Annotated in this window: 21 protein-coding genes and 1 pseudogene; 13 read left to right on the top strand and 9 right to left on the bottom strand. The window is 67.7% G+C overall.

The features are described from left to right. Positions 1 to 15: 15 nt before the first annotated feature. Positions 16 to 738: a GPP34 family phosphoprotein gene (locus ACFYW1_RS10255; protein ID WP_148836626.1), complete on the bottom strand. Its 723-nt coding sequence runs from the start codon at positions 736 to 738 to the stop codon at positions 16 to 18. A 196-nt stretch (positions 739 to 934) separates the two neighbouring features. Between ACFYW1_RS10255 and ACFYW1_RS10250 the strand changes: the two genes are divergently transcribed. Then, positions 935 to 3478 carry a D-alanyl-D-alanine carboxypeptidase family protein gene (locus ACFYW1_RS10250; RefSeq protein ID WP_388989840.1) on the top strand — a complete coding sequence of 848 codons (2544 nt, stop codon included), beginning with the start codon at positions 935 to 937 and terminating at the stop codon, positions 3476 to 3478. A gap of 182 nt (positions 3479 to 3660) precedes the next feature. Here the strand turns inward: ACFYW1_RS10250 and ACFYW1_RS10245 are convergent, their stop codons facing one another. Next, positions 3661 to 5277, bottom strand: coding sequence for a hypothetical protein (locus tag ACFYW1_RS10245; RefSeq protein ID WP_388989838.1), 1617 nt, complete (start codon positions 5275 to 5277; stop codon positions 3661 to 3663). Between the two features lie 412 nt (positions 5278 to 5689). Between ACFYW1_RS10245 and ACFYW1_RS10240 the strand changes: the two genes are divergently transcribed. After that, positions 5690 to 6148, top strand: coding sequence for a hypothetical protein (locus ACFYW1_RS10240; protein WP_388990178.1), 459 nt, complete (start codon positions 5690 to 5692; stop codon positions 6146 to 6148). Positions 6149 to 6213: 65 nt separating this feature from the next. Continuing rightward, positions 6214 to 7479: an ankyrin repeat domain-containing protein gene (locus tag ACFYW1_RS10235; protein ID WP_388989836.1), complete on the top strand. Its 1266-nt coding sequence runs from the start codon at positions 6214 to 6216 to the stop codon at positions 7477 to 7479. Here the strand turns inward: ACFYW1_RS10235 and ACFYW1_RS10230 are convergent. Beyond that, the gene (locus ACFYW1_RS10230; protein WP_388989834.1) at positions 7452 to 7823 is read right to left on the bottom strand and encodes a hypothetical protein; all 372 of its coding nucleotides are present in this window, start codon (positions 7821 to 7823) and stop codon (positions 7452 to 7454) included. The two genes, ACFYW1_RS10235 and ACFYW1_RS10230, sit on opposite strands and share 28 nt — an antisense overlap. A gap of 636 nt (positions 7824 to 8459) precedes the next feature. Between ACFYW1_RS10230 and ACFYW1_RS10225 the strand changes: the two genes are divergently transcribed. After that, positions 8460 to 9077 (top strand): FxLYD domain-containing protein, encoded by a 618-nt coding sequence (locus ACFYW1_RS10225; RefSeq protein WP_388989832.1) that lies wholly within the window; start codon positions 8460 to 8462, stop codon positions 9075 to 9077. A gap of 315 nt (positions 9078 to 9392) precedes the next feature. Here the strand turns inward: ACFYW1_RS10225 and ACFYW1_RS10220 are convergent, their stop codons facing one another. The 3 genes from ACFYW1_RS10220 to ACFYW1_RS10210 form a co-directional block, all read right to left on the bottom strand. Then, on the bottom strand, positions 9393 to 10520 hold the full coding sequence (locus tag ACFYW1_RS10220) for a catalase family protein (RefSeq protein ID WP_388989830.1): 1128 nt from the start codon (positions 10518 to 10520) through the stop codon (positions 9393 to 9395). 54 nt (positions 10521 to 10574) lie between these two features. Continuing rightward, positions 10575 to 11894 carry a Dyp-type peroxidase gene (locus ACFYW1_RS10215; protein WP_388989828.1) on the bottom strand — a complete coding sequence of 440 codons (1320 nt, stop codon included), beginning with the start codon at positions 11892 to 11894 and terminating at the stop codon, positions 10575 to 10577. A gap of 147 nt (positions 11895 to 12041) precedes the next feature. Beyond that, positions 12042 to 12629, bottom strand: a complete 588-nt coding sequence (locus ACFYW1_RS10210; RefSeq protein ID WP_388989826.1) for a hypothetical protein — start codon at positions 12627 to 12629, stop codon at positions 12042 to 12044. Positions 12630 to 13073: 444 nt separating this feature from the next. Here ACFYW1_RS10210 and ACFYW1_RS10205 point away from each other — a divergent pair, with 444 nt between their 5' ends. From ACFYW1_RS10205 to xerC, 4 genes and pseudogenes are all read left to right on the top strand, one after another. Further along, positions 13074 to 13751 (top strand): GAP family protein, encoded by a 678-nt coding sequence (locus tag ACFYW1_RS10205; protein WP_388989824.1) that lies wholly within the window; start codon positions 13074 to 13076, stop codon positions 13749 to 13751. A 251-nt stretch (positions 13752 to 14002) separates the two neighbouring features. After that, positions 14003 to 14587, top strand: coding sequence for a hypothetical protein (locus ACFYW1_RS10200; RefSeq protein ID WP_388989822.1), 585 nt, complete (start codon positions 14003 to 14005; stop codon positions 14585 to 14587). A 366-nt stretch (positions 14588 to 14953) separates the two neighbouring features. After that, a pseudogene (locus ACFYW1_RS10195) lies at positions 14954 to 15859 on the top strand (replication initiator); the annotation flags it as partial. Between the two features lie 14 nt (positions 15860 to 15873). Beyond that, positions 15874 to 16908: a tyrosine recombinase XerC gene (gene xerC, locus ACFYW1_RS10190; RefSeq protein WP_388989820.1), complete on the top strand. Its 1035-nt coding sequence runs from the start codon at positions 15874 to 15876 to the stop codon at positions 16906 to 16908. A gap of 255 nt (positions 16909 to 17163) precedes the next feature. Here xerC and ACFYW1_RS10185 read toward each other — a convergent pair whose 3' ends face one another. Both ACFYW1_RS10185 and ACFYW1_RS10180 read right to left on the bottom strand, forming a co-directional pair. Beyond that, positions 17164 to 17496, bottom strand: a complete 333-nt coding sequence (locus tag ACFYW1_RS10185; protein ID WP_388989818.1) for a hypothetical protein — start codon at positions 17494 to 17496, stop codon at positions 17164 to 17166. Beyond that, the gene (locus ACFYW1_RS10180) at positions 17493 to 18335 is read right to left on the bottom strand and encodes an HNH endonuclease (protein WP_388989816.1); all 843 of its coding nucleotides are present in this window, start codon (positions 18333 to 18335) and stop codon (positions 17493 to 17495) included. The genes ACFYW1_RS10185 and ACFYW1_RS10180 overlap by 4 nt, the downstream gene beginning before the upstream one ends. A 321-nt stretch (positions 18336 to 18656) precedes the next feature. Between ACFYW1_RS10180 and ACFYW1_RS10175 the strand changes: the two genes are divergently transcribed. The 3 genes from ACFYW1_RS10175 (at position 18657) to ACFYW1_RS10165 (ending at position 21967) form a co-directional block, all read left to right on the top strand. Further along, a complete protein-coding gene (locus ACFYW1_RS10175; protein WP_388989814.1) occupies positions 18657 to 19865 on the top strand; it encodes a DUF262 domain-containing protein in 1209 nt (402 codons plus the stop codon). Then, a complete protein-coding gene (locus ACFYW1_RS10170; RefSeq protein ID WP_388989812.1) occupies positions 19786 to 20337 on the top strand; it encodes a HEPN domain-containing protein in 552 nt (183 codons plus the stop codon). The genes ACFYW1_RS10175 and ACFYW1_RS10170 overlap by 80 nt, the downstream gene beginning before the upstream one ends. A gap of 1009 nt (positions 20338 to 21346) precedes the next feature. Beyond that, on the top strand, positions 21347 to 21967 hold the full coding sequence (locus ACFYW1_RS10165; RefSeq protein WP_388989810.1) for a nuclease-related domain-containing protein: 621 nt from the start codon (positions 21347 to 21349) through the stop codon (positions 21965 to 21967). Positions 21968 to 21974: 7 nt separating this feature from the next. Here the strand turns inward: ACFYW1_RS10165 and ACFYW1_RS10160 are convergent, their stop codons facing one another. Then, complete coding sequence (locus ACFYW1_RS10160) at positions 21975 to 22733, bottom strand: GntR family transcriptional regulator (protein WP_388989808.1); 759 nt, start codon at positions 22731 to 22733, stop codon at positions 21975 to 21977. 221 nt (positions 22734 to 22954) lie between these two features. Between ACFYW1_RS10160 and ACFYW1_RS10155 the strand changes: the two genes are divergently transcribed. Together ACFYW1_RS10155 and ACFYW1_RS10150 are read left to right on the top strand one after the other, a co-directional pair. Continuing rightward, complete coding sequence (locus ACFYW1_RS10155) at positions 22955 to 23287, top strand: hypothetical protein (protein WP_376447492.1); 333 nt, start codon at positions 22955 to 22957, stop codon at positions 23285 to 23287. Between the two features lie 2 nt (positions 23288 to 23289). Next, positions 23290 to 24648: an FtsK/SpoIIIE domain-containing protein gene (locus ACFYW1_RS10150; protein ID WP_388989805.1), complete on the top strand. Its 1359-nt coding sequence runs from the start codon at positions 23290 to 23292 to the stop codon at positions 24646 to 24648. Positions 24649 to 24696: the final 48 nt, after the last annotated feature.

Genomic DNA, 24696 nt, shown 5'->3' with positions numbered 1-24696 from the left:
CGCGCCGGCGCGGTCCTAGTGGGCCGCGGTGTGCGCCATGCTGCCGCGGCGGGACTGCGACTGCACTTGCGGTTGCAACGGGACTCCGGCCGCCTGGTTGCGGCGCGGCTGTGCGACCGCCCCGTTCTGGACGTCCATCACGGCGTGCGCCACGAGGCCGCCCATCGGGTCGTGCCTGATCAGGTCCCGGAGCCGGGAGCGCGATGAACGCCCCTCGTTCCCGGGGTACAGGTGCTTGCCGAGTCCGACCGCGTGGGCCAGCGCGGCGAGCGCCGCGGTCCGCGGGTCCGGCGGTACACCGGTGCGGATCGCACTGTCCAGCCTGGCTCTGATGTCCCGGCTGATTGCCGTGTCCGTCGCCTGGTAGCGAGTCGTCGGCAGCACTCCGCACATCTGGCCCGCCACGGCATGCACCATGCCGCACCGCTCCAGATGAGCGAGGTAGATCTGACGCAGCCCCAGTCGGGGCCCGCCGATCCAGTGGACCGCCCGAACCGGGCTGCCGCGTCGGCGCAGCAGTTCCAGTGCGGAGTCCAGAGTCGGATCTCCTGTCGGCCGTGGCATCACCACGGCGATACGATCCCCGTCAGGGGCTATCCGTCCTGCCAGAGCCAGCTCCACTAGCTGAGCCCCGGCGAGGCCGAGGTCGAGCGACTGCGGCTGCGCTGTGGTACCCGTGGTCGGGTCCAGAGCGAGCAGCAGAAGCTCCTCCGGAATTGTTCTGCGGCTCCTGCCCATCCATGCCTCCCCGCGTGGATGAATGACAGGGTGACCCCTCTCACATTGGTCTGTCGAGAGTGCCTGGGTGCTTTGTATGGGAACCAGTAGGTATGTCGTTCTCGTCTTGCAGCCGGGCCGGTGGTTCACACAGGACACTGGTAGATGGTTTCGGACAGCGCGGGGGTGTCCCCCGTGCCGCATGTAGGAGGCATCGGTGGCGGGCGAGTCCCCCGACAAGTCGGAGCAGCAGAAGTCGTCGGGAACGGCTCGGAGCGAAAGCGATCCGCGGCTTGCCGTCTTCCGCGAACCGTCCGCGAAGGACGCGACCGCGGGAGGAACGGACACGGCGACGACCGTGTTCCGCGCGGGAGAGCTCGCCGGGGCCGACGACGAGGGTGAGGGCGCCGGGGGCGCCAACGGGTCCGACGGCGTCAAGGCGGACACGGCCACGGCCGTCTTCCGTACGCAGCCGGTCGAGGACGTCGAGGACGACACCGAGGAGCCCGAGGGCTCCGAGGGCCCTGAGAGCGCCGCGGACGCCGACGGGGCGGAGGATGCCGGAAAGGGCGACGGAGGCCGGGAGGGGGCCTCTGGGGCCTCTGGAGGCGTGGACGCGGACGGGGCCGGGGCCGCGGACGAGGACGGAGCCGCCGACACGGCTGCTTCCGACGCGGATGAGCCCGGTTCCGACGCCGAGGCGGCTGCTTCCGACGCCGACGCGGTGAAGGAGCCCGCGGAGGACGGTACGGCGGAGAAGGCGGCGGCGGAAACCGTCCCGGAGGCCGCCGAGGAGCCGGAGACCCCGCGTGAGGAGTCCGGGCCGAAGGACGGCGCCGAGGGGGAGCCGGCGAAGGGCGACGCCCCGAAGCCTGCCGAGACCGGGTCCGGGGCCGAGGCTGAGGCCAAGGCCGATTCGGACGCGCCGGAGGCGGACGCGGACGCCGACGGGGCCGTGAATGACGCGGATGACGTGGATGACGTGGATGCGGACGCGGCGAAGGCCGACCCGTCCGAGTCCGCCGACGCCGACGACGTGAAGACCGAGAAGGGTGAGAAGGCCGCGGCTGCTGCCGACCCCAAGCCCGACGCGGACGCCGACGCCGGATCGGACAAGGACGCCAAGGGCGCCGAGAAGGCCGACGAGGACGCCAGGAGCGCCGAGGGCGACAAGGATGGCGACGACGGCGACAAGAGCGGGATCGACCAGCCGACGGCCATCTTCAGGGCGCCCGCCGCGGCCCGGGTCGACCAGCCGACGACCGCGCTGAAGGTCATTTCGCCCGACTCGAAGCAGGCGTCGACGCCCGCTTCGGAGCCCGAGTCCTCCGCCGAGCGGACCAGCAAGTTCGTCCCCCTGCGCCGGGACGACGTACGGCCCGCGCCGGCGGCGCCGCACGGGGCCGGGGCGCCCGCCCCGGCCGCGGCGCCCCCCGCCTCGCTGAGCACCGCCGAGCGGACCACGCAGCAGCCGATGCCGCCGAAGCCGCCGCTCGACCTGCTGGCCGAGCTGACGAACACGCCTCCGCCGCCGGAGACGCCGGTCCGCACCGCCGTCCGCAGGGTCAAGATCTGGACCCCGCTGGTGCTGCTCCTGCTGATCGTCTTTGCGATCGCGCAGATGATGCGCCCGCTCCCGGACCCCGAGATCCAGATGTCGGCGAAGGACACGTACACCTTCAAGGGCGACAAGCCGTCCCTGCCGTGGCCCAACGAGGGCCAGGGCTACATGGCGGCGACCGGGCTGGGCCCGGTGGGCTCGTTCGGTGAGCAGAAGGCCGTGCCGATCGGCAGCGTGGCCAAGGCGATGACCGCGTACATCGTGCTCAAGGACCACCCGCTGAAGAAGGGCGAGAAGGGTCCCAAGATCAAGGTCGACGCCAAGGGGGAGTCGGACGGCAGGCTGGACGCCGAGGGCGAGTCGACGCTCAACACCGTCAAGGAGGGCGACACGCTCACCGAGTACGAGGCGCTCGCCGCGATCATGATCCCCTCCGCCAACAACATCGCGCGGCTGCTGGCGCGCTGGGACGCGGGCTCCGAGGAGGCGTTCGTCAAGAAGATGAACGAGACCGCCAAGGAACTCGGCATGAAGAACACCACCTACACCGATCCGTCCGGGCTCAACGCGACCACGGTCAGCTCGGCCGAGGACCAGGTGAAGCTCGGTGAGAAGCTGGTGGAGATCCCGGCGCTGATGGACATCACGAAGCTGCCGTCGTGGACCGACCCGTCGGGCAAGAACTGGCGCAACTACAACACCCTCGTGCCCTACAACGGTGCGCTCGGCATCAAGACCGGCTCCACCAGCAAGGCGGGCGGGAACCTGCTCTTCGCCGCCCACAAGATGGTCGGCGACACCGACCAGCTGATCGTCGGCGCCGTGCTGGGCCAGCACCAGCCGCCCATCATCGACACGGTCAACGCGGTCAGCAAGGAAGTGATGACCGCGACGCAGGACCTGCTGGAGAACGCCAAGGTCGTGAAGAAGGGCGACGTCGTCGGCACCGTCTCGGACGGGATGGGCGGCAGCGTTCCGGTCGTCGCGACCAAGGACGTGTCCGCCGTCGGCTGGGCCGGGCTCACCGTCCGGATAGAGCTGACCGACGACGGCAAGAAGATCCCGCACGCGGCGGCGGCCGGCACCCACGTCGGCACGCTCACCGTGGGCGAGGGGAGAAGCCAGGTCAAGGTGGCCGTCGCGTTGCAGGGCGACCTCGTGGAACCGTCGTTCGGGGCCAAGCTGACCCGCATCGGCTGATCCGGACCGGCTGCCCCTGAGCGCCCGACCGGCCCGAAACACTGTGCCCCGCGACGCAAGAAAGCGTCGCGGGGCACAGTCGTCCGGCCGCGGCCCCGCTCGGGCCCGAGCGGGGCCGACAAGGAGCTCCTGGGCTTACGGCCGCAAGGACTCACGCCCGGAGGACTCACGAGCCCCGGCCGTCACGGGCACTCGGGGGCCACGCCGTTCGACGGGCCGCCGTACGCGGAGCCGAGCCGGACCTCGCCCGCCTTCTTCACGGTCAGCCGGGTGAACTCGCCGTCCTCGGCCAGGCAGCCGTGGTCCGCCCACAGCCACGGCGAGTACGCCACCCGCACGGTCACCGAGCCGGGCTTCGGCATGTTCACCACGAGGCTGGCGCCGTCGGAGTCCACCACCGAGCCGGGCCCGCTCACCAGCGGGGTCGCGTCCTTCACCCGGTAGATCTTCCAGTTGTCGTCCTCCCACACGCGCTCCAGGTAGTCGGGCTCGCTCGACACCAGGGCGTGCTCCAGCTCGGCGGGGCCGTCCGGCTTGCCGTTGACGAGCACGACGAAGCCCACGGCCCACTGGGAGAGCCAGGCGCGGTAGGAGGCGGAGGAGAAGGTGCCCGGGGGCACGTCGGTCCCGCCGTGCCCGTCGTAGAACAGCCGCCCGCGTTCGACGTCGGCCTGCCGGTTCCAGCCGCGGGCCATGTTCACGTAGGGGGCGAGGACGGCCGCTTCCCGGTGGTCGCGGGCCGGGACCACCTCGACCCGGGTGCGTTCGCTGCCCAGCTTGCGGAGTTCGGCGACCACGCCCTCGGTCTTGACGGCGTAGTCGGGCACCTTCGTGTTGGTGACGATGTCGGCGATCGTCTTGCCGGACAGCCAGAGCAGCGAGAGGACCAGGGCGACGGCGCAGCCCACCCGTTGGCGCCGGGGCGTGAACCAGGTGAACGACAGCCGTTCCGGGGGCGCGTCCGCCTCGCCCCGCTCGCGGCCGTTGAGCAGGACGGCGAGCAGCGTCACGGGGGCCGCCAGCTCGGTGAGCCGCTCGACGTTCGTCCCGATCGGCGAGGCGATCAGGTAGCAGAGCACCACGCCGAGCGCGTACACCGCCGCCCCGAACCGCACCACCCGCCAGGCGCGCGGCGCCGTCAGCACGATCACCGCGCACAGGATCACCGGCGGCCAGATCCGGTTGAACGCCATGGGCTGCTCGCCCTCGAACGGGAACAGCAGGGTGGTCAGCGCGACCACGACGACCGGCGGCACGACGAGCGAGGCGGCCTTCCCCCACTCGCGGCACAGCAGATGAGCCGCGCCGACCACGAGCAGGAACAGCCCGGAGACGGGGCTCCCCATGGTGGAGAGCGCCGCGCAGACGACCGCGACCACCAGGCGCCGCCCGCTGACGACCGCGAGCACGGCACCCAGCGCGAAGGCCGTGCCCAGCATGAACGTCGACCGCCCCGACACCACCTGGCACCACAGCGAGAACGCCACCACGAGCGAGGGCCACAGGGGCCTGCGCAGCCCGCTGCGCTCGACGAGCGCGGCGGCCAGCCAGGACGACGCGAGCCCGGACAGCAGGGTCACGGGCACCACACCGAGAACCGCCATCACATAGGGCGAGATCACGCTGTAGTTCACGGTGTGCAGTCCGCCGTACCAGAAGAGGTTGTAGGCGGAGCCGGGGTACATCTTCGCGAACTCCGCCCAGGCCTCCTGGGCCGCGAGGTCGCCGCCGCCGGTCGCGAAGACCGCCCACCAGACTCCGTAGAGCGGCAGGACGCAGAGGGTGACCAGGAGCGGCATCGGAAGCCGCCCGAGCCGCCCCCGGCGCGCGTTCGCGGGGTCGTGTGCGCGTCGCGGGAAGGGGCGACGTGGGGACAGCTCGGCAGAGGTCACTGCGGCGTTCCGTTCCGGTCGGGTGGACGAGTTCTGTGGGGTAGACGCTAACGGCTGGGTTCCGGTGGCCGGCGGGGACTGTGAAGTCCGCGACGGCCCCGCCCGGCCGCGGCCCCGCCGGGAGCCGTTCCCGAGCCGCCCCGGGCCGTTTCCGTCGGACCACGACGGTTCGGCGGGGACCGAAGCGTTCCGGGCCTAGCGTCGGCCCATGACCGCAACGAAGCACGCCCCCGACGCCCCCGACGTACCGGATGCCCCCGACGCCCCCGACGAGGTTCCGGTGACGGACGACCGCGACCCCGCACAGGTCGTGACGGAGATGGTCGACCACGTCCTGGCCCTCGCCGCGACCTGGACCGCGTGGGACGGCCGCCCCGTTCCCGCCGACGACCGGCTCCACACCCCGCACAAGGCGATCCGCCGCGTCGCCGACCACCTGATCGACCACCTCGCGGAGATGGAGGCCCGGCTCGTCGGCGAGGAGACGCTGCCCGACCACTGGCACGCCTCGGCGATCACCACCGCGGCCGACCTCGCGCCGTTCACCGGGGCCGACCTCGACGAGGCGCGCAGCCGGCTCACCCGGCTGGCCAGGATCTGGGCGAACCGCCTGGACGCCCTGGCGCCCGGCCGGCTCGACCGGTCGCCCGGAACGGGGTGGACCTTCCGCCAACTCGCCTTCCACGTGGCGGAGTCGGTCTACTACGCGGACCGCGTGGGCGCGCTGCCGACGGCCGGCACGTCCGGTCCCGCCCCCGACGGGACGGCGGAACGGTGACGTCCGCGACGAGCGCACGCACCGGTGCGGAGGGGCACGGGGACGACGTCCCGCACCCTTGACCGGTGAAGAAGAACACGACCGGCTGCCCGGACACCGCCTCCTCGCCGGTGTCCGCGGCACGGGCCGGGGACACCGAGGCCGTGGCGGACCTGCTCCGGGCGGGCGCCGACCCCGACGCGTGCGACGGGAACGGGACCCCCGCGCTGTGCCTGGCGATCGGGGCGTACGCCGCTGACGTCGTCCGCCTGCTCGTCGAGCACGGCGCCGACCCCGCACGGACCGGCCCGGACGGGGTGGCCCCGTTGCGCAAGGCCGTCGACTCGGGCTCGCCCGCGGTGGTCGAGGCCCTCCTGCGCGACGCCGCCCACCGGCGCCGTCACCGCGAGGCCGAACTGACGGAGGCGCGGGACCTCGCCGGGCACTGGTACGGGACGGGCGTCGAGGCGGAACTACGACGCCGTACGGGTGACGGCGCCCCGCGCACCCGTACCCGGGTCGAGGACGACGGATTCACCGGGGCCGACGAGTACGCCCTGGGCGGGGCGACCGCGCGCGACGGGCACGCGGCGATCCTGACGCACCTGGAGGCGATGCTCGGCGTCCGGACCCCCTTCGGGGAACTGCTGGACCGGGCGATGGCCCACCCCGGCCGGCAGCACGTCGTCCGGACCAGCTCCACCCTGCTGCTGTCCCACCGCCGTGACCGGGAGACCTGGGACGCCGCGGTGGCCCTGTGCACCGGCCCGGACCCGGTGCACCGGCTGTTCGGCGCCGAGGTGCTGCGGCTGACCCACCTGTTCGACGAGAGCGAGGAGGACCGGTTCGCCGGCCCCGCGCTGGAACTCTTCCTCGACCGGTCGGCCCGGGAACGGGACGGCGCCGTGCTCGCCGAGGTGCTGACCGGCCTCGCCGAACACGTCGACCCGCGCGGCGACGCGGCCCTGCTGCCCCACGCCGGCCACCCCGACCGCCGCGTGCGGCATGCCGTGGCCTTCGGCTTCGACAGCGGGGTGCCGGACTTCGCCCCCGCCGTCCGGAAGGCGCTGCTGGACCTGATGGCGGACCCGGACGCGGACGTACGACAGGGCGCCTGCCGCACGGTGGCCGACGGCAGGGACCGCGCACCCGAACTCGCCGACGCCATGGCCGCCCTGCTGGACGACGTGAGCCGGCCGGTCCGGGTCGCCGCCGTCCACGGCCTCGCCCGCCACGACGACGAACGCTGCGTGGCGGGAGCCCGCCGCCTCCCGCCCGCACCGCCCGGAACCCCGTACGAGCACGACCTCGACGAGGTCTGGCGCTACGAACTGCGCCGCGACGCCCGCTGAGGCCCGGCCCGGGGCGCGGGGCGGGCGTGCAGACGGTACGCCCGCCCGATCTCGCCCAGGTACTGCCCCGGCTCGAAGCGGACCTCCTCGATCACCCCGCCGCCGGGCCCCGGGCACATGAGCCCGCTCCAGACGACCGTCCCGCCGCGCAGCCCCACCCGGACACGCAGCCCCGGGGCCCCGTCCCCGAGGTGCTCCCGGTACGCCACGTCCACGCCGCGAACGGCATCCGTCGGGTGGAGCGGACCGCCGGGTCGCAGCAGCTCCCCCGGAGGCAGCCCCCTGGCCCCGCTGTCGCTGCGCGCGATCAGGTCGAGACCGTCGACGAAGAGGTACGTGTGCACGGCGGAACACACGGGCGGCCCCGGACAGACATCGACGAACAACGAACTGATCCGCCTGCGGCCGTGACGGTGAACACGGCTCCGGTGCCTGGACCGTTCGCCCCGAAGCGCCCCCGGTGGCCTACGCGACATCGGCCCTTCGCTGCATCATGCGCCGATGGTAGTCCGGCCGATTCCCCGGCCTCGCGGGATTCCGCCCGCCCGAAGCACCCGTCCGAGTCCCCACCTCGCTGACCCACCTCGCTGACCCACCTCGCCGTTTCGCCGTCAGGGGCCGGGGAGCTCCTCGATCCGTTCGCGGTTGAGCAGGTACAGGGGAAGGTGCGGCAGGCCCGGGGTAGGGGGAACCCGCGGTCGAAGGCGAGGCCCGTGACCGCCATCGGCACACAGGCCACCTCCCCGGGCACGGACGCCTTCATGGAGCCGTGCTCGGAGGAGCAGGTCTGCAGGGTGTCGATTCGGTGAGCGGATGGGGTGACCGGGGAGGCGGTCGGCCAGATCGCGGCAGGGAAGGGGCAGGTGTCGTCGGCTGAGTGACGACAGGTGTCATCACATTTTCAACACTTCCGGGTCCTCGCATTCCGGGCAAGCCGTACGGTGGCCCTTCACACGTCGCACCATCCCGTGGGGGATTCCATGTCGTACCCGCCTCAGCCCGGCCAGCAGCCCCACCCGCAGTGGCAGCAGCAGCCGGGACAGTACCCACCGCAGCCGGGCCCGGGTTGGGGCGGACCGGTCCCGCCGCCGAAGAAGTCCCGCACCGGGCTCATCGTCACCCTGTCCGTCATCGGGGGCCTGGTCGTCCTCGGTGGATGCGGCGCCCTGGTGGCCGGCATAGCGAGCGTCGGTTCGACGACCGAGAACAGCGCCACAGGACACTCGCCTGCCGGGAAGACGCCTGAGAAGGGCACCCCTGCGGAGGCGGACAAGGCGGAGAAGCCGGTCGAGAAGGAGAAGGCCGCCGAAAAGGGGCCGGAGGCGGACGTGAAGGTCACCGGGTGCACGGTGAACTCGTCGACTACGTGGCCGGCCGCGGACGTGGAGATCGTGAACCACTCCGACGAGAAGGCGAACTACATCGTGTCCGTGGAGTTCGTGAACGGTGAGGGCACGCGTCTGGGCGAGGGGATGGCTGCGACGAACAACCTGGCACCGGGGCAGAAGGCGGTGGAGACGGCACAGGGGTTGTCGAATACGTCGGGCAAGGTGGAGTGCAAGGTGACGAAGGTGACCCGGTACCCGTCGGGCGGGTGACGGCGCCCTGGCCCGGGCATGTGCGGCGCCCCGTCACCGTGGTGGTGGCGGGGCGTCTGTGCTGCGTCGTCACGAGGTGCCGACCGTCACGACGCCGGCGTGGTGTGTGACCGCTCAAGGTCGCCTGCGTCCACCGTCGTCGATGTCGACCGTTGATGTCAGCCTGGGAAGCTCAGTTGTTCTCTGCCGGGTTGCCCGCTTGAGCCGTGACGGAACCAGGCAAGCGCGCTGTTGCCCGCCGAGACGCCAGCCTGGTTTTGAGTGTTCCCCGTGGTTCCCCGCACTGAACGCTTGCCGTCCCGTCGGTCAGCTTGATCAGGCCTGGCCGAGTACCTCATCGGCGCTGCAGGGCTCCGTGCGCGGCTGCTTGTTGAGCTTGTGGCGCGCGATGGAGGATTGCCGGTAGACCTCCTTGCGGGCCCGCATGATGTTGCCCAGAGGCGCGTGCTCGGCGGTGACCCGCCAGGGCGTGAAGGACAGCGCGTCCATCTTCTCCAGGTTTTCCGGGCCGGAGATGTCCTGCTGCGGCAGTCGCAGCTTGGCCACGGTTACGGGCGGCGAGAGCTGCTCGGGCCACTCCACTGTGGTGTCCTCCACCGGCATGCGCTCCAGGTCGGTGCAGAGCTGAACCTGGATGTCGAAGGCGTAGGGCCGTTCCTGGAGCTCGGCCACCAGGGCCGGTCGGAAGACCTCCGCCGCCGAGGTCGGGTCGATGTCGCGCCGGACCACGGCAGCGGCGAAGGACGGATCGGGGGTGATGCGCACCTTGGCAATGTAGTCCCCGTGCCTGACCGCGCCCATCGTCCAGTAGCTCGACAGCAGTACGTTTGCCGGAGAGATCTTCGACAGGCGCAGGAAGGCCAGGAACTCGTCCCACGCCCAGTTGTCCTGGTCCAGCGTTCCCTTACCGGTCACGAACTCGGTGAAGAAACGATGCGCTCCGGGTCGGCCCTGGGAGAAGTAGGCCGGCGCGTTCAGGAACAATTCCTGGATGAACAGGTAGTGCTCGACTGTGTTGCAGAAGAAGATCGGCCCGTTGATGTTGGCGTAGTCGAAGGTGCCCGTGTCCGGTTCGTCTTCCAGCAGGGTCGGGCCGGGGATGTCGAAGATCTTCAGTGCCAGTCCGGTGGCGGCGCCCAGTCGCGCGTCGGCTCCGGCATGAGGCGAGCCGTTGGAGAAGCGGATGAGCGCATCGTGAGTTCCCGGAGTCGCGTAGATGCCCTGGGCGTACGCGGGCGGAAGCCCGTCCAGGATCTCCACTTCCCCACGGACCAGCCCGTAGCCCTTGGCATGGGCGTCGCGGAGAGCCCGGCCGGTGCCACCGGCCTTGACCGACTCGGAGATGTAGCTCTCGGTCTTCTCGATCACCGTCTGCAGGTTGCGGTCGAAGTTCGGGTCATCGTCTTCGACATCAGGTGTGTAGCGGACGAACTGTGCTGCCATGACTGCGACCTTTCCTCGGAGACCGTGGTGGGACCTCGGGGGCAGGAATTGCCGTCAGTCCTCCAGTTCGGCAAGCCAGCGCAGGGCACGCAGACCCGGCACGAAGCAGTACTCGCCGCCCCGGGTGACCACGAAGCTCGGCAGATTCTGCAGACGGCGCCGGACCGGCCTCTCCGGGATGGTGACGCTGCCGGTTCCGCCGTGATGCCCGGCCACCGGGTCCTTCTCGCCGGGATATCCGATGAAGTTGCCGTCGTTGACCCACTCGGCCTTGATGAACTCGAACTGTCGTTCCAGGTGGGCCCCCAGGAAGACTCCGACCAGGCCCCGGTCGGCGCCGTCGTCCTCCAGTACGCCCTCGGGCAGCGGCGGGCCGTAGGTGGTGCCGCGGCGGATGAGCCGGTGCATCCGCGCGTCGCCGATGATGGTGGAATCTCGGGGGTTGACGCGCCGGACGTGCGCACCGGCCGGGCACCGGAGACCGCGATCATCGTTCTCCCGGTACAGGAAATTGTTGACGCGATGCGGATCGGCCGCCAGCTCCGGATCATCGTGCTCCGGCGCCAGCGTAAGCGGCGCCCCGCTGGGCCAGCGCCCGACCATCTTCGCCGCCAGGAGTGCCTCCTCCTCGGCACCGGAGCTGTTCGCGCGCAGGTACTGCCGCCAGGCCGCCACCTTGGTGTGGACCTTGCGAACGGCCGCGTAGGTCCCGTTGCGCCCCAGCACATCGGGGCTGGGCATCGGCGGCAGATTGCCGGTTTCATCGGGGTAGCCGAGGATGAACTCGCCCGCCTTGATCGGGGCTTCCTGCGGGTTCGAGCCGGGCAGCCCGACGCCCTCGATGTTCGGCTGGCTGATGCCGTCGCGGAATCCAAAGGTGGTTCGCCCGGTCGGGAGCTGATGAACATCCTGCTGCCAGATGACCTGGACACCGGGCGTGTCCTCGTAGGCGACGCGGGCCCGCTCCAGCTCCTTGTCCAGCTGCGCCGCATCGGAGGAGAGAGCGCTCAACGCGATATGAACATCGCCCGTTCCAAACGGTGCCTCCCAGTGGGCCGGGGCGCTCTCGCCCACGTCGCCGATCAGCTCCGCCCGAGCGGCCATGCCCTCACGAAACGCCTGCGGAAAGCTGTCCAGCGACTCCTGGGGCACTCCCAGGGCACTCAGTCCCTGGTAGGTGAGCCCCACAGCCACCCAGGCATCCTGGCCCGGGTCCACGCTGGGCAGACCGCTCGCCGTCACCGGAAGCAGCCGTTGCAGGAGGGCGCGCCCGGCGTGGCGGTCATCGACCCGCAGGAAGACGAACTTTCCCTCGTACGGCACGGGCCGTGGACGTAGTGCCCCGCTTTGGACGTCGTCGATCTCGACGCGCACGCCGACTGCGCGGCTGCCTTCTGTCGTGTTCATGCTCGCTTGTGCCTCCATATCGGCCTTTGCGCGGGCAGACCTGCAGAGGCCGACCAGCGCCCGGCGCCGTCCACCGACGCTGGGCCAGCTCTGAGGGTTGGTTGCGTCCGACTGCTAGACCGCGGCTTCCTCCAGCAGCTTCTGGAAGGCTGGCGTGCTCACCAGCTCCGCGTTGGCGGGATTATCCAGCATTGCCCGGAATTCGGCGGTGTCCAGCACCGCCTGGAACGCGTCGTCCACGCGCTGGTCCTTGTAGATCTGCTGAACGGTCAGATCGGGATAGGCGCTCACGAAGACTCCCGCGGGCTCCTGGTGGGCGAGGAACCAGTCCTTGACCCCTGGATCTTTGATGCCGGGGAACCCTTCGCTGTGCGAGAAGACCTTGTCGAAGCGGGCCCCGACCACCGTCTTGGCGAAGTCGTCGATGTAGGTGTCCCACGAGCCGTCGAAGACGCTGGCGAACATGAACCTGGTGTCGTTGTCGAAAATGACGTGCCGTGCATCGTGCAGCGTGCCGATCTGGCGCAGCGCGGCATGGACGTTCTCGTCATTCGCCGCGTCACCGAGCCGGGTGAGATCCTCACGCAACGCATCGGCCTCGCCCGGCTTGATCTTGGTGAAAACGGTGAACTCGTTACTGACCCCATCCGTCATGCCCGGGTGCTCAGGGTGAGCCGGCTGGGTTGCATCTGTCGCAGCCATCGCGAGGTCCTCCTGTCACAGATCGATGCGAGGGTTGCCAAGCGCCCGGACATGGGGCGCCATCGCCCCCACACATCAATCCTCACTGCGGATGCACTGCCTCGCATCCCGGGCCCTGGGCATTGTGGTCACCTGGGGCGGATTCTCGGGAAGCTCCGGCACTGCGGGGTCCAGCCAGGCCGGTGCGGCAGGGCAACGCCGGGGTACTCGCGTGTCCCGAGAAACTCCCGAGGACAGATCCGGCCGAGCGCAGGAGGATGGAACTGGTGTGACGTGCCGAGTACGTCGTCGTCGCCATTCTCGGGCAGCCACTTGCGGGCGGCCGTGAAGACAGCGGCGCAGCCGATCACACAACAGCCCGGTGCGCGGCCCAGGCGCCGGGGCATCGGTTGCGCCAAGCCCTGCTCCACTGGATCGCCCCCTGATCCCCACCTGGAGGCAACCATGGGCGCAGTTCTCGGTGACGTGCTGGGTTTTGCGGCCGGCGTCGCGATCAGCCCGCTCCCGATCATCGCCATCATCCTCATACTCGCCACGCCTCGGGGACGTCTCAACGGCCCCCTCTTCACCGTCGGCTGGATCCTGGGACTCGCGGCACTGGGCGCGGTGATGTTGGCAATCGCCTCCCCCACAGGTGCCTCCGCGCACAATCATCCGGCTACGTGGGTGGGAGCCCTCAAGCTCGCTCTTGGCGTATTCCTCGTCGTCTTCGGCGCCCGGCAATGGCACCGGCGCCCAAAGGATCCCTCACAGGCCCAGCTGCCGAAGTGGATGGGTGCGATCGACCGCCTCACGCCGGTCAAGGTCTTCGGACTCGGACTGGCGCTGGCCGCGCTCAACGCCAAGAACGCCCCGCTGACCGTCGCCGCGGCCGCCTCCATTGGCTCAGCCGGGCTGCCGGTCGGGCAGCAGATCGCATCGCTGGCCGTCTTCGTCCTGATCGCCACCCTCGGCCTGCTGGCCCCACTGGGAGTCTTCCTGCTCGGGGGAGAGCGAGCGAAGACCACACTCGGCAACTGGAAAGACTGGGCAGCTCAGCACAACGTCGCCGTGATGGCGGTCCTGTTCTTCGTCCTGGGGCTGAAACTGCTCGGTGACGGCATCGGCATCCTCGCCTCCTGACAGTGGCGCGGTAGAACTGTCCACAGGTCATCAAGGCCCGCGCACGCCGCGGGCGCGCATGCGGGCGAGGAGGGAACCCGCTGCGACTGGGCGGTCATGCGAAGCAATGCGAGAACCACTGCCGCAACGGCGTGTTGCCATAACTTGGGAAGTCGCACCTATATATTGTCGGGCGAGCCGAATTTATCTTGCAAAAAGAAGCGAATAGAAGTAATCGCCTGCCGGCTTGACGGTGAATTAGTGGAGTTGGAATGATGCATGGAGAGCCGCGCGATCCGAGCCCGAACGCTAGGCGCGGCCTACCTGAAATTCACTCTGTTCTGCGAACCGCCGCGGCCGCGGCGGCGGGTGGAACATTAGTCATCTGGTGGCCGGCGTTCACATTCGGCGCCTATGGCGACATCTTCTTCGACAGTGCGATGGCTCTCTGGGCTGTGGCCACAGCCGTACTGCTCTCGGGCCTGGCGCTACGCAGGAGAGTTGCCGTGCCCTGGAGCAGTTGGATCGCACTTCTATTGCCGTCCCTCTGGATTATTCTGGGCATTACGGCACCAAGAAGCGGCGGTTTCCACTACCTTCATTACTTCGAGGTGGTGATTACCCTGGTGGGTGCTCCGTATCTGACCTGGCTGCTGTCGAAAATTCTGCTGTCCGACTATGATGAACTTCCTGCAGCTCAGCGTTTCATGGCCGTTGGCATCACGGTGGCGATCGGTATCATTGCCTTCCTGCTCGGCAAATATAACGACCTGTTCCTTACGTGTGCAGACTTTAACGTGAGCGGCAATAATGTGCCGCCCGGCTGCGCTCAAGGTCCGCCTTTCCGCCTGCGCTGAATACTCGGTAAATGATGGTGGTCGTTCACCGGCCGCGATGGTCGATCCGGAAGCGGCGCCCTTCTGGCGCTTTCGCTGAAGACCACGAATTCAGCGAAAGGCCCCACGGTCCCCGACTCCACGGTTCCGTGGCCCCTCACAAGTAGGTGAGGGGCCGCGTTGCGCTCGTTGTCAGCCCACCACTCTCCCCAGCTCCCATCCCGTCCGCCGTCGACCCACACACCGTGGAGCGGGCGTGGTTCAGGGGGCCAAGGTGGAGCACGCCACTGTACGAACGACCCTGACGCCCTGGGCCGCGACTGCTCGGCTCTGCCTGGGTCGATGGCGGACGGGATGGGAGCCCCCAACGCACGCCGCAATGAGCCCGCCGCCGTCCTCTTCAACAACCACGCGGGCAACCTGTGGATGCGCTTCACGACCCGCCTCCGCCGCGAGATCGCCGCCCGCGCCGGCCTTTCCCGGCGAGAGCTGAAGGAGTCGGCCCGGCTCTCGTACGGCAAGGTCGCCGAGTTTCAAAAGCGCGGTTCCCTGCACTTCCAAGCAGTGATCCGCATCGACGGCCCGGAAGGCCCCGAGACGCCGCCGTCCTGGGCCACGGTCACGCTCCTCACCGACGCGATCCACGCAGCTGCCTCGCGCAGCTACACATCGGTGTCCGTCCCGGCCGCCGCCGACCAACCGGCCCGAACCTTCCGCTGGGGCACCCAACTCGACGTACGCCCGGTCAAAGCCTTCGGCGACGGCTCCGACATCACCGAACAGGCCGTCGCCTCCTACGTTGCCGAGTACGCCACCAAGACCGCCGAGAACACTGGCACCCTGGACCGCCGCATCGGCGAACTCTCCGAACTCGACCGTCACCAGGTCCCCGACCACACCCGACACCTGATCGAAGCATGTAAGCACCTGGACCCGCTCTCCCCGGACCGGCGCCTGTGGGCCTGGGCCCACGTGCTCGGCTTTCGAGGCCACTCCAGGTTCAAGTCCCGCCGCTACTCGACCACCCTCGGCGAACTCCGCCAGGCCCGCGCTGACTTCCGCGTCGCCCAAGAACGCGAAGCCCTCGGCACGCCCGACTTCGAACCGGACTTCGTCCTCGTCCTGGCCGACTGGCAATACGCCGGCCACGGCCACACCCCTGGCGAACCCGCCCTCGCCGCCACCATCGCCCGCGGCCTCCAACTCAACCGCGACACCGCCCGCGAAGCCCTGAAAGACCAACTCATCATGGAAGGAGCCGCAGCACTACCACCGCCACCGCAGAGCTGCTGACCGTGTCCGAGGTCATGACGCGGCCCAAGCTCGGACGCTCCAAGGTCTACGACCTGATCCGCTCCCGCTGCCTGGTCTCGATCAAGATTCCCGTGCCCACTCGTTCGGCCAAGCTCTCCGAGTGGCTGCCGTATTGGCTGGACAACGTCATCAAGCCGCGCCGGAAGCTCAGCACGTACGACAAGTACGAGGCACACGTCCGGCTCCACCTGTCGCCGATGCTCGGTGCGAAGAGGCTCGAATCCCTGAGCGTCGCCGATGTGCGCCGTTTCCTCGTCCGACTGGAGAACCAGACCACTGCCGCGACGGCCAAAGAGTCGCACCGCGTGCTGCGCTCGGCGCTCCCGCCCGCGTGCAGTGAGGAGCTGATCACGCGCAACGTGGCCAAGCTCGTCGAACCGCCCCGCGCCGACGCACGCGAGCTGCACCCCTGGACGCTGGACGAGACGCTCGACTTCCTCGCCGCGTCGCGGAAAGACCCGCTCTACGCGGCCTTCGTGCCGGCCATCGCCATGGGGCTCCGCCGGGGTGAGATCGTCGGACTGCGCTGGTCGGACCTCGACCTGGACAACCGCGTCCTCCACGTCCGCCAGCAGACCCGGCGCCGTCGGGGCGTCCTGCACGACGACGATCCCAAGAGCCGCCGTCGCCGGGTAGTCCCGCTGCCCGCCCTCTGCATCGCGCTGCTGCGCTGGCACCGGATGCGGCAGGCAGCTGCTCGTGCCAAGGCGGGGGAGCGGTGGCAGGAGTCCGGCTACGTCTTCACCACCCGCACCGGCCGCCAGGTCGAGCCGCGGAACGTCTACCGCTCCTTCACCCGCGTCGCCGAGTCCGCCGACCTCCGGGTGATCCGGCTGCACGACGCCCGACACGGCACCGCCACCCTCCTCACGGCGGCCGGAGTCGCGCCCCGTGTCGTGATGGAGATCCTTGGGCACTCCCAAATCAGCATCACCATGGACGTCTACACGCACGTCGTGCAGGACACGCAGCGCGAGGCCATGAGCCACATGGACCGGCTGCTCAGGAGGCGTCCCGGTCGTCAGTGATCGCCGCCGTTGATGTCAGATCTGGATGTCAGAAGGGGTCCACCTCCGAAAATCCGGAGGTGGACCCCTTCTGAACTGGTGCCCCCGGCAGGATTCGAACCTGCGACACCCGCTTTAGGAGCGAGGTGAGATGATTTGGGGCCTGACCTGCGGGAAGTTGACTTCGGCGTCTGTCGGCCCAGCCCTCCGCGATCAGCCGCCGTTCCCCGTGAGTCCCCGTCCTATCTGGCGCGGTTGTGGCACGGGCCTTCGCTCCTACTCTTCGACGAAGTCGTCCGCCACTGCACGAATGAAGGCTGCAAGATCATCTCTCTGCGGAGGGGTTCGTGTGGGGTGTCGTGCAGCGTAGACCGAGTAGTAGCGCTCGACTTGCGTGCGGAGTTTATCTTCGTGCGCTTCTGAGGCGACCAGAGCCAAGGCCACCTGACCAGAGGCCCCATGCGCTCGGAGGGGACGGCCCTTGCCGTCATAGCCTTCGCAGAATTCGTCCGCAGACTCGATCAGCTCGTCGGCCAGGGATGAGTCGTGAAGGATGAACATGCGGCCGTCTTCGTCGAATAGCAGGACAGGCTCTACTAGGTCGGTCATCGTCGGTCTTCAGGGAGGGAATCTTCTGAGATCCGATTGAACTGTCGTGCGGTGGCAGTGGATTCGGTGTGCAAGGAGGCTTGATGCTCTTCAATCGTGGCTCCCAGCTCCGCAGGTGTAGGCCAAGGGGCGCGGCGGTGGATCATGCGGTGGCAGTTCGCACAGATGAGGGCGAGGTCGCTGAGCTTGGTTCGGCCCTCCCCTGCTACGTGGAGCGGGAGAACGTGATGGCACTCGATATACCCGGCACCACGGTCCCCGTAGACCCTCTCGAAGTTGAAGCCGCACGCCTCACAAGCGAGTTGTCCGCCGCGCTGAAGAACAGAAGTGACCTTCTTCTTGCGCAGAGCCTTGTTCCGCTCACGTGCCCTGTGCCGACGCATGAGCAATCGACCTTCCGGCGCGCTGTAGTCGTCGCTGAAATCCTCGTCCTCAGGCGGCACGAAGGCCTGCAGTTCGCCCCTGGCGATGCCCTGCCGGATGAGCCGTGCAGCCTCGGCCATCTCCTCCGGCCGGCTAAGGAAGTCGTGCAGCACCGCAACATCCAGAACTCCCCCGTTGGTGGGCTTTCCCTGGTACCCCGGGTGCCGGGTGGCGATGTCGAATGTCTTGCGAGCAACGCCGTTGGAGTTGCGGAACTTTTCGTTGCGCTCCGCTTCAGGATGGATGGGAAGCAGCTGGAGCAGGGTAGATAGCTCCGCTACTCGGCTGTCCTGGGCATCCAGCCCCTTCCAGCTGTTCTCCATCACCAGGTGGCAAGCGAGGATGATCTCGTCGCGAGCCCAGTCCGGGTTCTTGATGGCCTTGACCTGGAAGCCCATCCGCTTGAGCCATGCCACGGCATGGTCCTTGCCTCCGCTGAACTCGACTGGCGTAAGAGCCCTCCCCTGGTCCCACTTGTGTGCTACCCCGGCGACTGCCTTGGAGTCGTACTCTCGGCCCTCGTGCACCAAGGTGTAAGACCGCGCCGCTCCGAAGCCGTACTTCGCCAGGAAGACGTCACGTCCCAGCTCATCGTGCTCAGCCAAGGCTTTGAGCACGGACTCACGTGTGATCGCTCCTCTACGCATGGCGGAAGCGTACGACTGTGTACTGACAGCACCGAACGAAAGATGGACAAGTGCCCCACTGAGTGAGGCGCCACTAGCTAGGGTTGCGGCATGGCAGACAGTCAGAGTGTCACAGCAGCAGCGGCCGAGTCCGACGAAGATCCACAGGAAAGCCTTGTCGAGGCGGATTCAGATGTTCTGGATCCTGAAACCGACGAGGTCGACAACTCGCCCGTTCGGGCAGATGATGCCCTGCGGTACTTCGGGGCAGACTTCGACGTCGACGGCCTGGTTAAGCGGCTCAATAACGACACTTTCATAATCCCTACCTTCGAACCACTTGCCGAAGATGACATTGCAGGTTTCGAAGGCTTCCAGAGAGGGCTCGTCTGGAAGAAAAAGCAGATGGATCGATTTATCGAGTCCATTTTGCTTGGTTACCCAGTGCCAGGAATTTTCCTCGTAGAGCTAGCTGATCGGCGATACCTCGTCCTAGATGGTCAGCAGCGTCTCACAACCCTCCAAGCATTTAAGCGGGGAACGTATCGGTCCGTTAGGGGGCTGAGTAAATTTGCTCTTCGATATGTGGGTGATGATTTTAAAGGGCACACCTATGAGAATCTGGAGCCCACCCAGCAGCGTATCTTCGACAACACCTTCATTCAGGCAACTATTGTCGTTCCCAAGGGGGCGGAAGGGAAGCGTGGAGTATATTCTCTCTTCGAGAGGATCAATAGTGGTGGCACGAACCTGAAGCCACAGCAAATCCGGGTCGCCTTGTACGCCGGTGAAACTGTGAATTTCGTTAGGGATCTGAACCAGGATCCAAACTGGAGGACCTTGTTTGGGCCGCAGAATCGCGACCTCAAGGACCATGAGCTGATTCTGAGGGCTATTTCTCTGATGCCGACAGCGCGTGGCATTCAGGTATTTCGGCCCCCCATGGCACGCTTCTTGAACGACTACCTAGAAGTGAACCAGGATCAACTTCCGGCGGATGCTGAGGCGATCCGGTCCCGTTTCACTAAGGCAACTGCACTGCTCAATGAAGCCCGAGGAGTGCGGGCCCTCAAGATTCGCGGTACTCAGGTGAACGCGGCACACACGGATGCAGTGCTGGTAGGGTTGATGTCTGCATTTGAACAGCGCGCCGATATTTCCGCCGAGGATGTTTCGGCGGCGCTAACGACTCTCCTGGAAAACGATAGGTACCAGTACGCCATCTCGGAAAGTACCTCACATGCGGAACAAGTTAGTGCCCGCATCAAGCTCGCGACCAGGGCGTTCCGGGGGGAATCTCTTGCCGACGAACAAGAATAGTGCCCGGGTTGAGATATTGAAACTAAAGACCGACCTGGATTCCTCGTATAAGAGGTACAGGGAGGGCCTGTTGTCGGTTGATATTCCGCTTCAGGAGGATATGCATAAATATATGTGCATTCGCCTGTCGGGGTACATGGAGCAGCTGATTTTTCAGGCTGTCTGTGGATATATTTCTAGCACTACTGCTGGCGCTGCGCGGAGTTTCGCTCTGTCATCCTTCAGTAAGGCGCCGAATCTTACTCCCGAAGCTCTAGAAAGGGTCGTGGGTAGGTTCGGGGATGCCTGGAAGGCTGAAATTGTCTCGTTTCTGGATACCGACGAGCGCCGAAATTCATTGGGCAACTTGCTGGCGGTCCGCAACAAGACCGCCCATGGGGAGAACTATCGAGGCGGACAACTGAACGTCGCTACGTACAAGCGACTTGTTGATGATCTTCACTCGTGGGTGCTGTTGCGGATGCTGGCCTAGGCTTCAGGACAACCCTCAACTCACCCCAGTTCCCATCCCGTCCGCCTTCGACCCACACACCGTGGAGCGGTCGTGGTTCAGGGCGTCAAGGTGGAGCGCGCCACTGTACGAACGACCTTGACGCCCTGGGCCGCGACTGCTCGGCTCTGCCTGGGTCGAAGGTGGTCGGGATGGGAGCCCCACGACGCTCGCCACGCTCCGGCCGGCACTCGCGGACGGCGCTCCGTCCATCCCGGAGTCTGAGCGCCCCCGCCGGAGGCATGTCCTGACCTTTCTTTGCCCTCCCGCCTCGTCCCCCGATCTTTTCCGTCTGCTCGTTTTCCGGGTTCCGGGCTGGGCGGCGGTGTCGGGCTGGTCCTGGGGGGGGCGTGGCGGTGCTGCTGTCCGTGTGGGGTGTGGTGTTCCGGTGGGGCCGTGGCGCTCGGGGTGGTTCCGGTGGCGGTGTGGTCGTCCTCGGTCCGGCGGGATGGAGGGTGGTGCAAAGCGTGTGGCGGGTAACCCTGCGGCAACTTACTGGTGGCGCGGGGCCGGGGGCCGGGCGGAGCGTGCCGGAGGCAGGAGCGGCGCCCGAGTCCCCGAGCCCGCGCCGGCCCGCGTGGCGGGCCGGTGGGGTGTTATCCGTAGCGACGGCTGAATGCCGATTGCCTCGCCCGCGCCGGATGTCCGAAAAGACAAGAGCCACCAGGCCCGAAGAAGCAGATCTCCAAGCCCTCGGAGGCCCGGCCGGTGCGCGCAAGGGTCCCCCGCGGGGTGGTGCTGCTGGCTGTCGTGAACTCTCACCGGGTAGGGGCTCGGGTCTTTCGTCGTGGGTGCCCTCATTCCCGATGGTTCCGGATGCAGCGGTCTGCCGCACAGCAAGGAGGAACCCCCTTGCCCTTCCCCCTCTCCCCGCCCGAAGGGTGGGGCTTGATGAGGTAGAGAAACCTGTAACAACTCCAATGGCGAGATTCGACGTCTTGGCAGCCAGGGGCGCCCGTGATGCCCTGGGCTCCTAAACGAGGGAGGACGGATGGCTCTGCCGCAAGGAGACTTGATCTCGAACCGGCCGGGAGACGCGATACGACATAAGCTCGCAGAGCTGGAACCCAACAGGATGAAACGGCAGTTCGCGCGCTGGTCGTCGGACCGAGAACTGCGCAGTTGGGCACTTGGCCTGGTTGGCGAGCGAACAACTGGGCGCCGGTTGAACTCCCTTCGAGGTCAAGGCTGGTGCGTCCTGCACTCCATCCAATGGCCCAGCAAGTCTGACATCGACCACTTGGCCATCGGCCCTTCTGGAGTCTTCACCGTCAACTCGAAGTTCCATAAGGGTAAGAATGTTTGGTACGGAGATCACGCCATCACCGTCAACCGAGCCCCCACCAAGCACATCGTCATCAGTGAACACGAGGCACGGCGTACGGCACGCACCCTGTCGACGCATTGTGGATTCTCAGTGTCCGTTCGTCCTGTCGTTGCGGTCGTGGGTGCCACGACACTCACGGTGAAGAACGCTGCGGCTCCAGTCCTCGTGGTAGACGGGGCAAAGGTGCACACCCTTCTGTCTGGGCTGGCTCCTGCACTTTCCACAGATCAGATCGAGCGCATCTTCAACGTTGCCCGACGACACGAAACCTGGTTGCAACAATGAGTGGTTGCTACGCGTCGAAGTCGTACTCAAGGATGTAGGACGCGGCATCGAGGGTCATCTCGTTGATTTCAACGGGGCGGCCCTTGTCAGCGAATGCTGTACGACAGATCAGCATAACGGGAGTACCCGTCGAGAGCTCCAGTTCGCTCGCCTCGGACGTTGAAGGCATGCGCGAGCGAATCTCCTCCCGGAAGTGGACGGGCTTGGATCCCAACTCGGCAAGTCGCGCGTACGTGCCCCCGGGGCCAGTGTCTTCTTGAGTGATTGCAGACCCTGCTACCAGAGACGCGGGAAGGTACGAGGTAGCCAACAGGATCGGCTTGCCATCTAGGACGAAGCGGCGACGGCGTACGCACACAGCTGCCCCTGGCTCCACCTCTAGGACTCCAGCAACGCGGTCCGGAGCCGGCTCCTCTGTCACGTTCACCTTGTCCACCACGAGGGTGCGGTCCTCCGTGTCCGCCGACCAGATTGAGCGGCCTTCACCCCACTGCGACTGGGCCAGACGCTTGATTCCTTGGCGCCGTAGCGGACGGAACGAGCGCACGAACACCCCTGCGCCCTTTCGGGACTCGGTAAGACCCTCGCTCTGCAAGACGCCAAGAGCCTGGCGGGCGGTCATCCTGGCCACGTCGTAGGTAGCCATCAGGTCATTCTCGCCTGGCAGCCGATCACCTGGACCGTAGCGACCGGCCTGAATAGCATCCCGCAGCTCATCGGCGATCCGTTGGTACTTCGGCTGCCGCTGGGCGCCTTGGGTGGCCATGAGTTCTCTCTCCTTCGCTTCTCTAGACAGCCTAGAGCCTTTGTTCCGACCGCGGTCGATCTAGTTCCACCCGCGGATGGAACCTCGACGCGCTCACACTCTCGGCACACCCTGAGGAACTTCTCTAGAGATCTGTTGACATCTCTAGAGAAGGTGGCTTCACTGGAGATGTCTAGAGAGGCTGCCGAGCGGCGGCGGCCTCCTGAACAAGGGATGCGCTCATGTCGTCTTTCAAGATCGATGTTTCGACCGCTGTCGTGTTCGTGGCGACGCCTCCGACGCCGAAGCTGGTGAGCAAGCAGACCGGGGAGGTCGCGGTGGACCGGGAGACCGGTGCCCAGCTCGCGACGGTGGGCCTGCTGATCTCGGACGAGGGGGAGGGCAACCTCTACCAGGTGACGGTGCCGAGCACGGGTGTCCCGGAGAACCTGGCCCCGGGCACCCCAGTGACGGTGATCGGGCTGAAGGCGCGGGACTGGGAGAACACGTTCAACGGCCAGACCCGGCACGGCATCAGCTTCCGCGCGGTGGCCGTCACCCCGCTGGGGGCCTGACCATGTCGGATGTCGCCACGGTGATCGAGCTGGCCGGGGCCTTATCGGCTGCGGGCGGGCTCGGCTACGCGAAGGTTCGCGCGCCTCGCGTGTTCTGGTCGCTGGCCGGCCTGCCGGTGGCCCGGGTCCGCTTCGCGGCCACGTACCACTCGACGATGGACGTGTGCGGGCTGACGGTCCAGCCGTCCCGCCTGCGGGCGTTCATGGTCCGCAACGTGGCCCGCCGCCAGGACGTCCAGCCGGTCCCGCCGAAGGTCCGCAAGGTCCGCGGCTCCTCCACCGGAATGCGCGCCACCCTCCGGCTGCCCGCCGGCCTGGAGCCCGCCGACGTCGCCGCCGCCTCCGAACGGCTCCGCCACGCCTGGGGCGTCCACTCCGTCCACGTCGTCGAGACCAAGCCCGGGTTCGTCGAACTGCGCATGACCGGCTACGACGTGCTGCGCCGGGTGAGGATGCCGCGCCGCCTGCCCCGCAAGCTGGCCCCTGGTCCGTTGGTGGTGCCGGTGGCGTTGCGGGAGGACGGGACCGCGTTCGTCCGCAACTACACCAAGATCCCGCACTCCCTGACCCTGGGCGCGAATCAGTCGGGCAAGTCGATGTACCAGCGCAACCTGATCGCCGGGCTGGCGAAACTCCCGGTGGGCCTGGTCGGGATCGACTGCAAACGCGGGGTCGAACAGCGCGGGTATGCGCCCCGGCTCTCCGCCCTGGCCGTCACCCCCGACGAAGCCTCACAGCTCCTGGAGGTACTGGTGAGGGAGATGGAGGAGCGCTTCGACGCCCTGAGCGAGCACGGGGTCTCCGATCTGTGGGCCCTGCCCGCGAAGGTGCGCCCGGTGCCGCTGGTGGTGCTGGTGGACGAGGTGGCGGAGCTGTTCCTCACCGCGGCGAAGAAGGATGAGGAGCGCCGCGACCGGATGGTGATGCACATGATCCGTCTGGCGCAGATGGCCCGTGCGGTCGGGATCTACCTGGAGGTCTGCGGGCAGCGCTTCGGCTCCGAACTCGGCAAGGGCGCCACCATGCTCCGTGCCCAGCTCACCGGCCGTGTCGTGCACCGGGTCAACGACAAGCAGACCGCCGACATGGGCCTGGGCGACATCGCCCCGGACGCGGTTCTCGCCGTCACGACGATTCCGCCGGACCGCCCCGGCGTGGCGGTGGCCGGTGACGCCTCCGGCGGCTGGTCCCGCATCCGCACCCCCGAACTGACCGCGGCCGACGCCGCAGCGATCTGCCGCGCGTACGCGCACCTCACTCCCGCGGTTGCGGCCCTGGCCCCGTTCCGCCCGGCCGTCCCCGTCGCCACGGCCGCGGCCGGTGCGTCGCCGCTGGTCAAGCCGCGGCCGGTCACCGAATAACGCCCCCTCGCACCCCCGGTCGGCGCGGCCGTCTCGCGCCAGGTCCCT

Origin of the sequence: Streptomyces sp. NPDC002669 (assembly GCF_042889165.1) — a bacterium.
Classification (GTDB): domain Bacteria; phylum Actinomycetota; class Actinomycetes; order Streptomycetales; family Streptomycetaceae; genus Streptomyces.
This window is presented reverse-complemented; position numbering and strand designations above follow the sequence as displayed.

Coding starts and splice junctions, on each gene's coding strand:
- ACFYW1_RS10240 (WP_388990178.1), top strand. CDS start 5,690: ATGGTCGACCACGTCCTGGCCCTCGCCGCGACCTGGACCGCGTGGGAC.
- ACFYW1_RS10255 (WP_148836626.1), bottom strand. CDS start 738: ATGGGCAGGAGCCGCAGAACAATTCCGGAGGAGCTTCTGCTGCTCGCT.
- ACFYW1_RS10225 (WP_388989832.1), top strand. CDS start 8,460: ATGTCGTACCCGCCTCAGCCCGGCCAGCAGCCCCACCCGCAGTGGCAG.
- ACFYW1_RS10175 (WP_388989814.1), top strand. CDS start 18,657: ATGGCAGACAGTCAGAGTGTCACAGCAGCAGCGGCCGAGTCCGACGAA.
- ACFYW1_RS10220 (WP_388989830.1), bottom strand. CDS start 10,520: ATGGCAGCACAGTTCGTCCGCTACACACCTGATGTCGAAGACGATGAC.
- ACFYW1_RS10155 (WP_376447492.1), top strand. CDS start 22,955: ATGTCGTCTTTCAAGATCGATGTTTCGACCGCTGTCGTGTTCGTGGCG.
- xerC (WP_388989820.1), top strand. CDS start 15,874: ATGACGCGGCCCAAGCTCGGACGCTCCAAGGTCTACGACCTGATCCGC.
- ACFYW1_RS10245 (WP_388989838.1), bottom strand. CDS start 5,277: ATGCCGCTCCTGGTCACCCTCTGCGTCCTGCCGCTCTACGGAGTCTGG.
- ACFYW1_RS10150 (WP_388989805.1), top strand. CDS start 23,290: ATGTCGGATGTCGCCACGGTGATCGAGCTGGCCGGGGCCTTATCGGCT.
- ACFYW1_RS10205 (WP_388989824.1), top strand. CDS start 13,074: ATGGGCGCAGTTCTCGGTGACGTGCTGGGTTTTGCGGCCGGCGTCGCG.
- ACFYW1_RS10170 (WP_388989812.1), top strand. CDS start 19,786: ATGCGGAACAAGTTAGTGCCCGCATCAAGCTCGCGACCAGGGCGTTCC.
- ACFYW1_RS10200 (WP_388989822.1), top strand. CDS start 14,003: ATGATGCATGGAGAGCCGCGCGATCCGAGCCCGAACGCTAGGCGCGGC.
- ACFYW1_RS10165 (WP_388989810.1), top strand. CDS start 21,347: ATGGCTCTGCCGCAAGGAGACTTGATCTCGAACCGGCCGGGAGACGCG.
- ACFYW1_RS10185 (WP_388989818.1), bottom strand. CDS start 17,496: ATGACCGACCTAGTAGAGCCTGTCCTGCTATTCGACGAAGACGGCCGC.
- ACFYW1_RS10210 (WP_388989826.1), bottom strand. CDS start 12,629: ATGGCTGCGACAGATGCAACCCAGCCGGCTCACCCTGAGCACCCGGGC.
- ACFYW1_RS10160 (WP_388989808.1), bottom strand. CDS start 22,733: ATGGCCACCCAAGGCGCCCAGCGGCAGCCGAAGTACCAACGGATCGCC.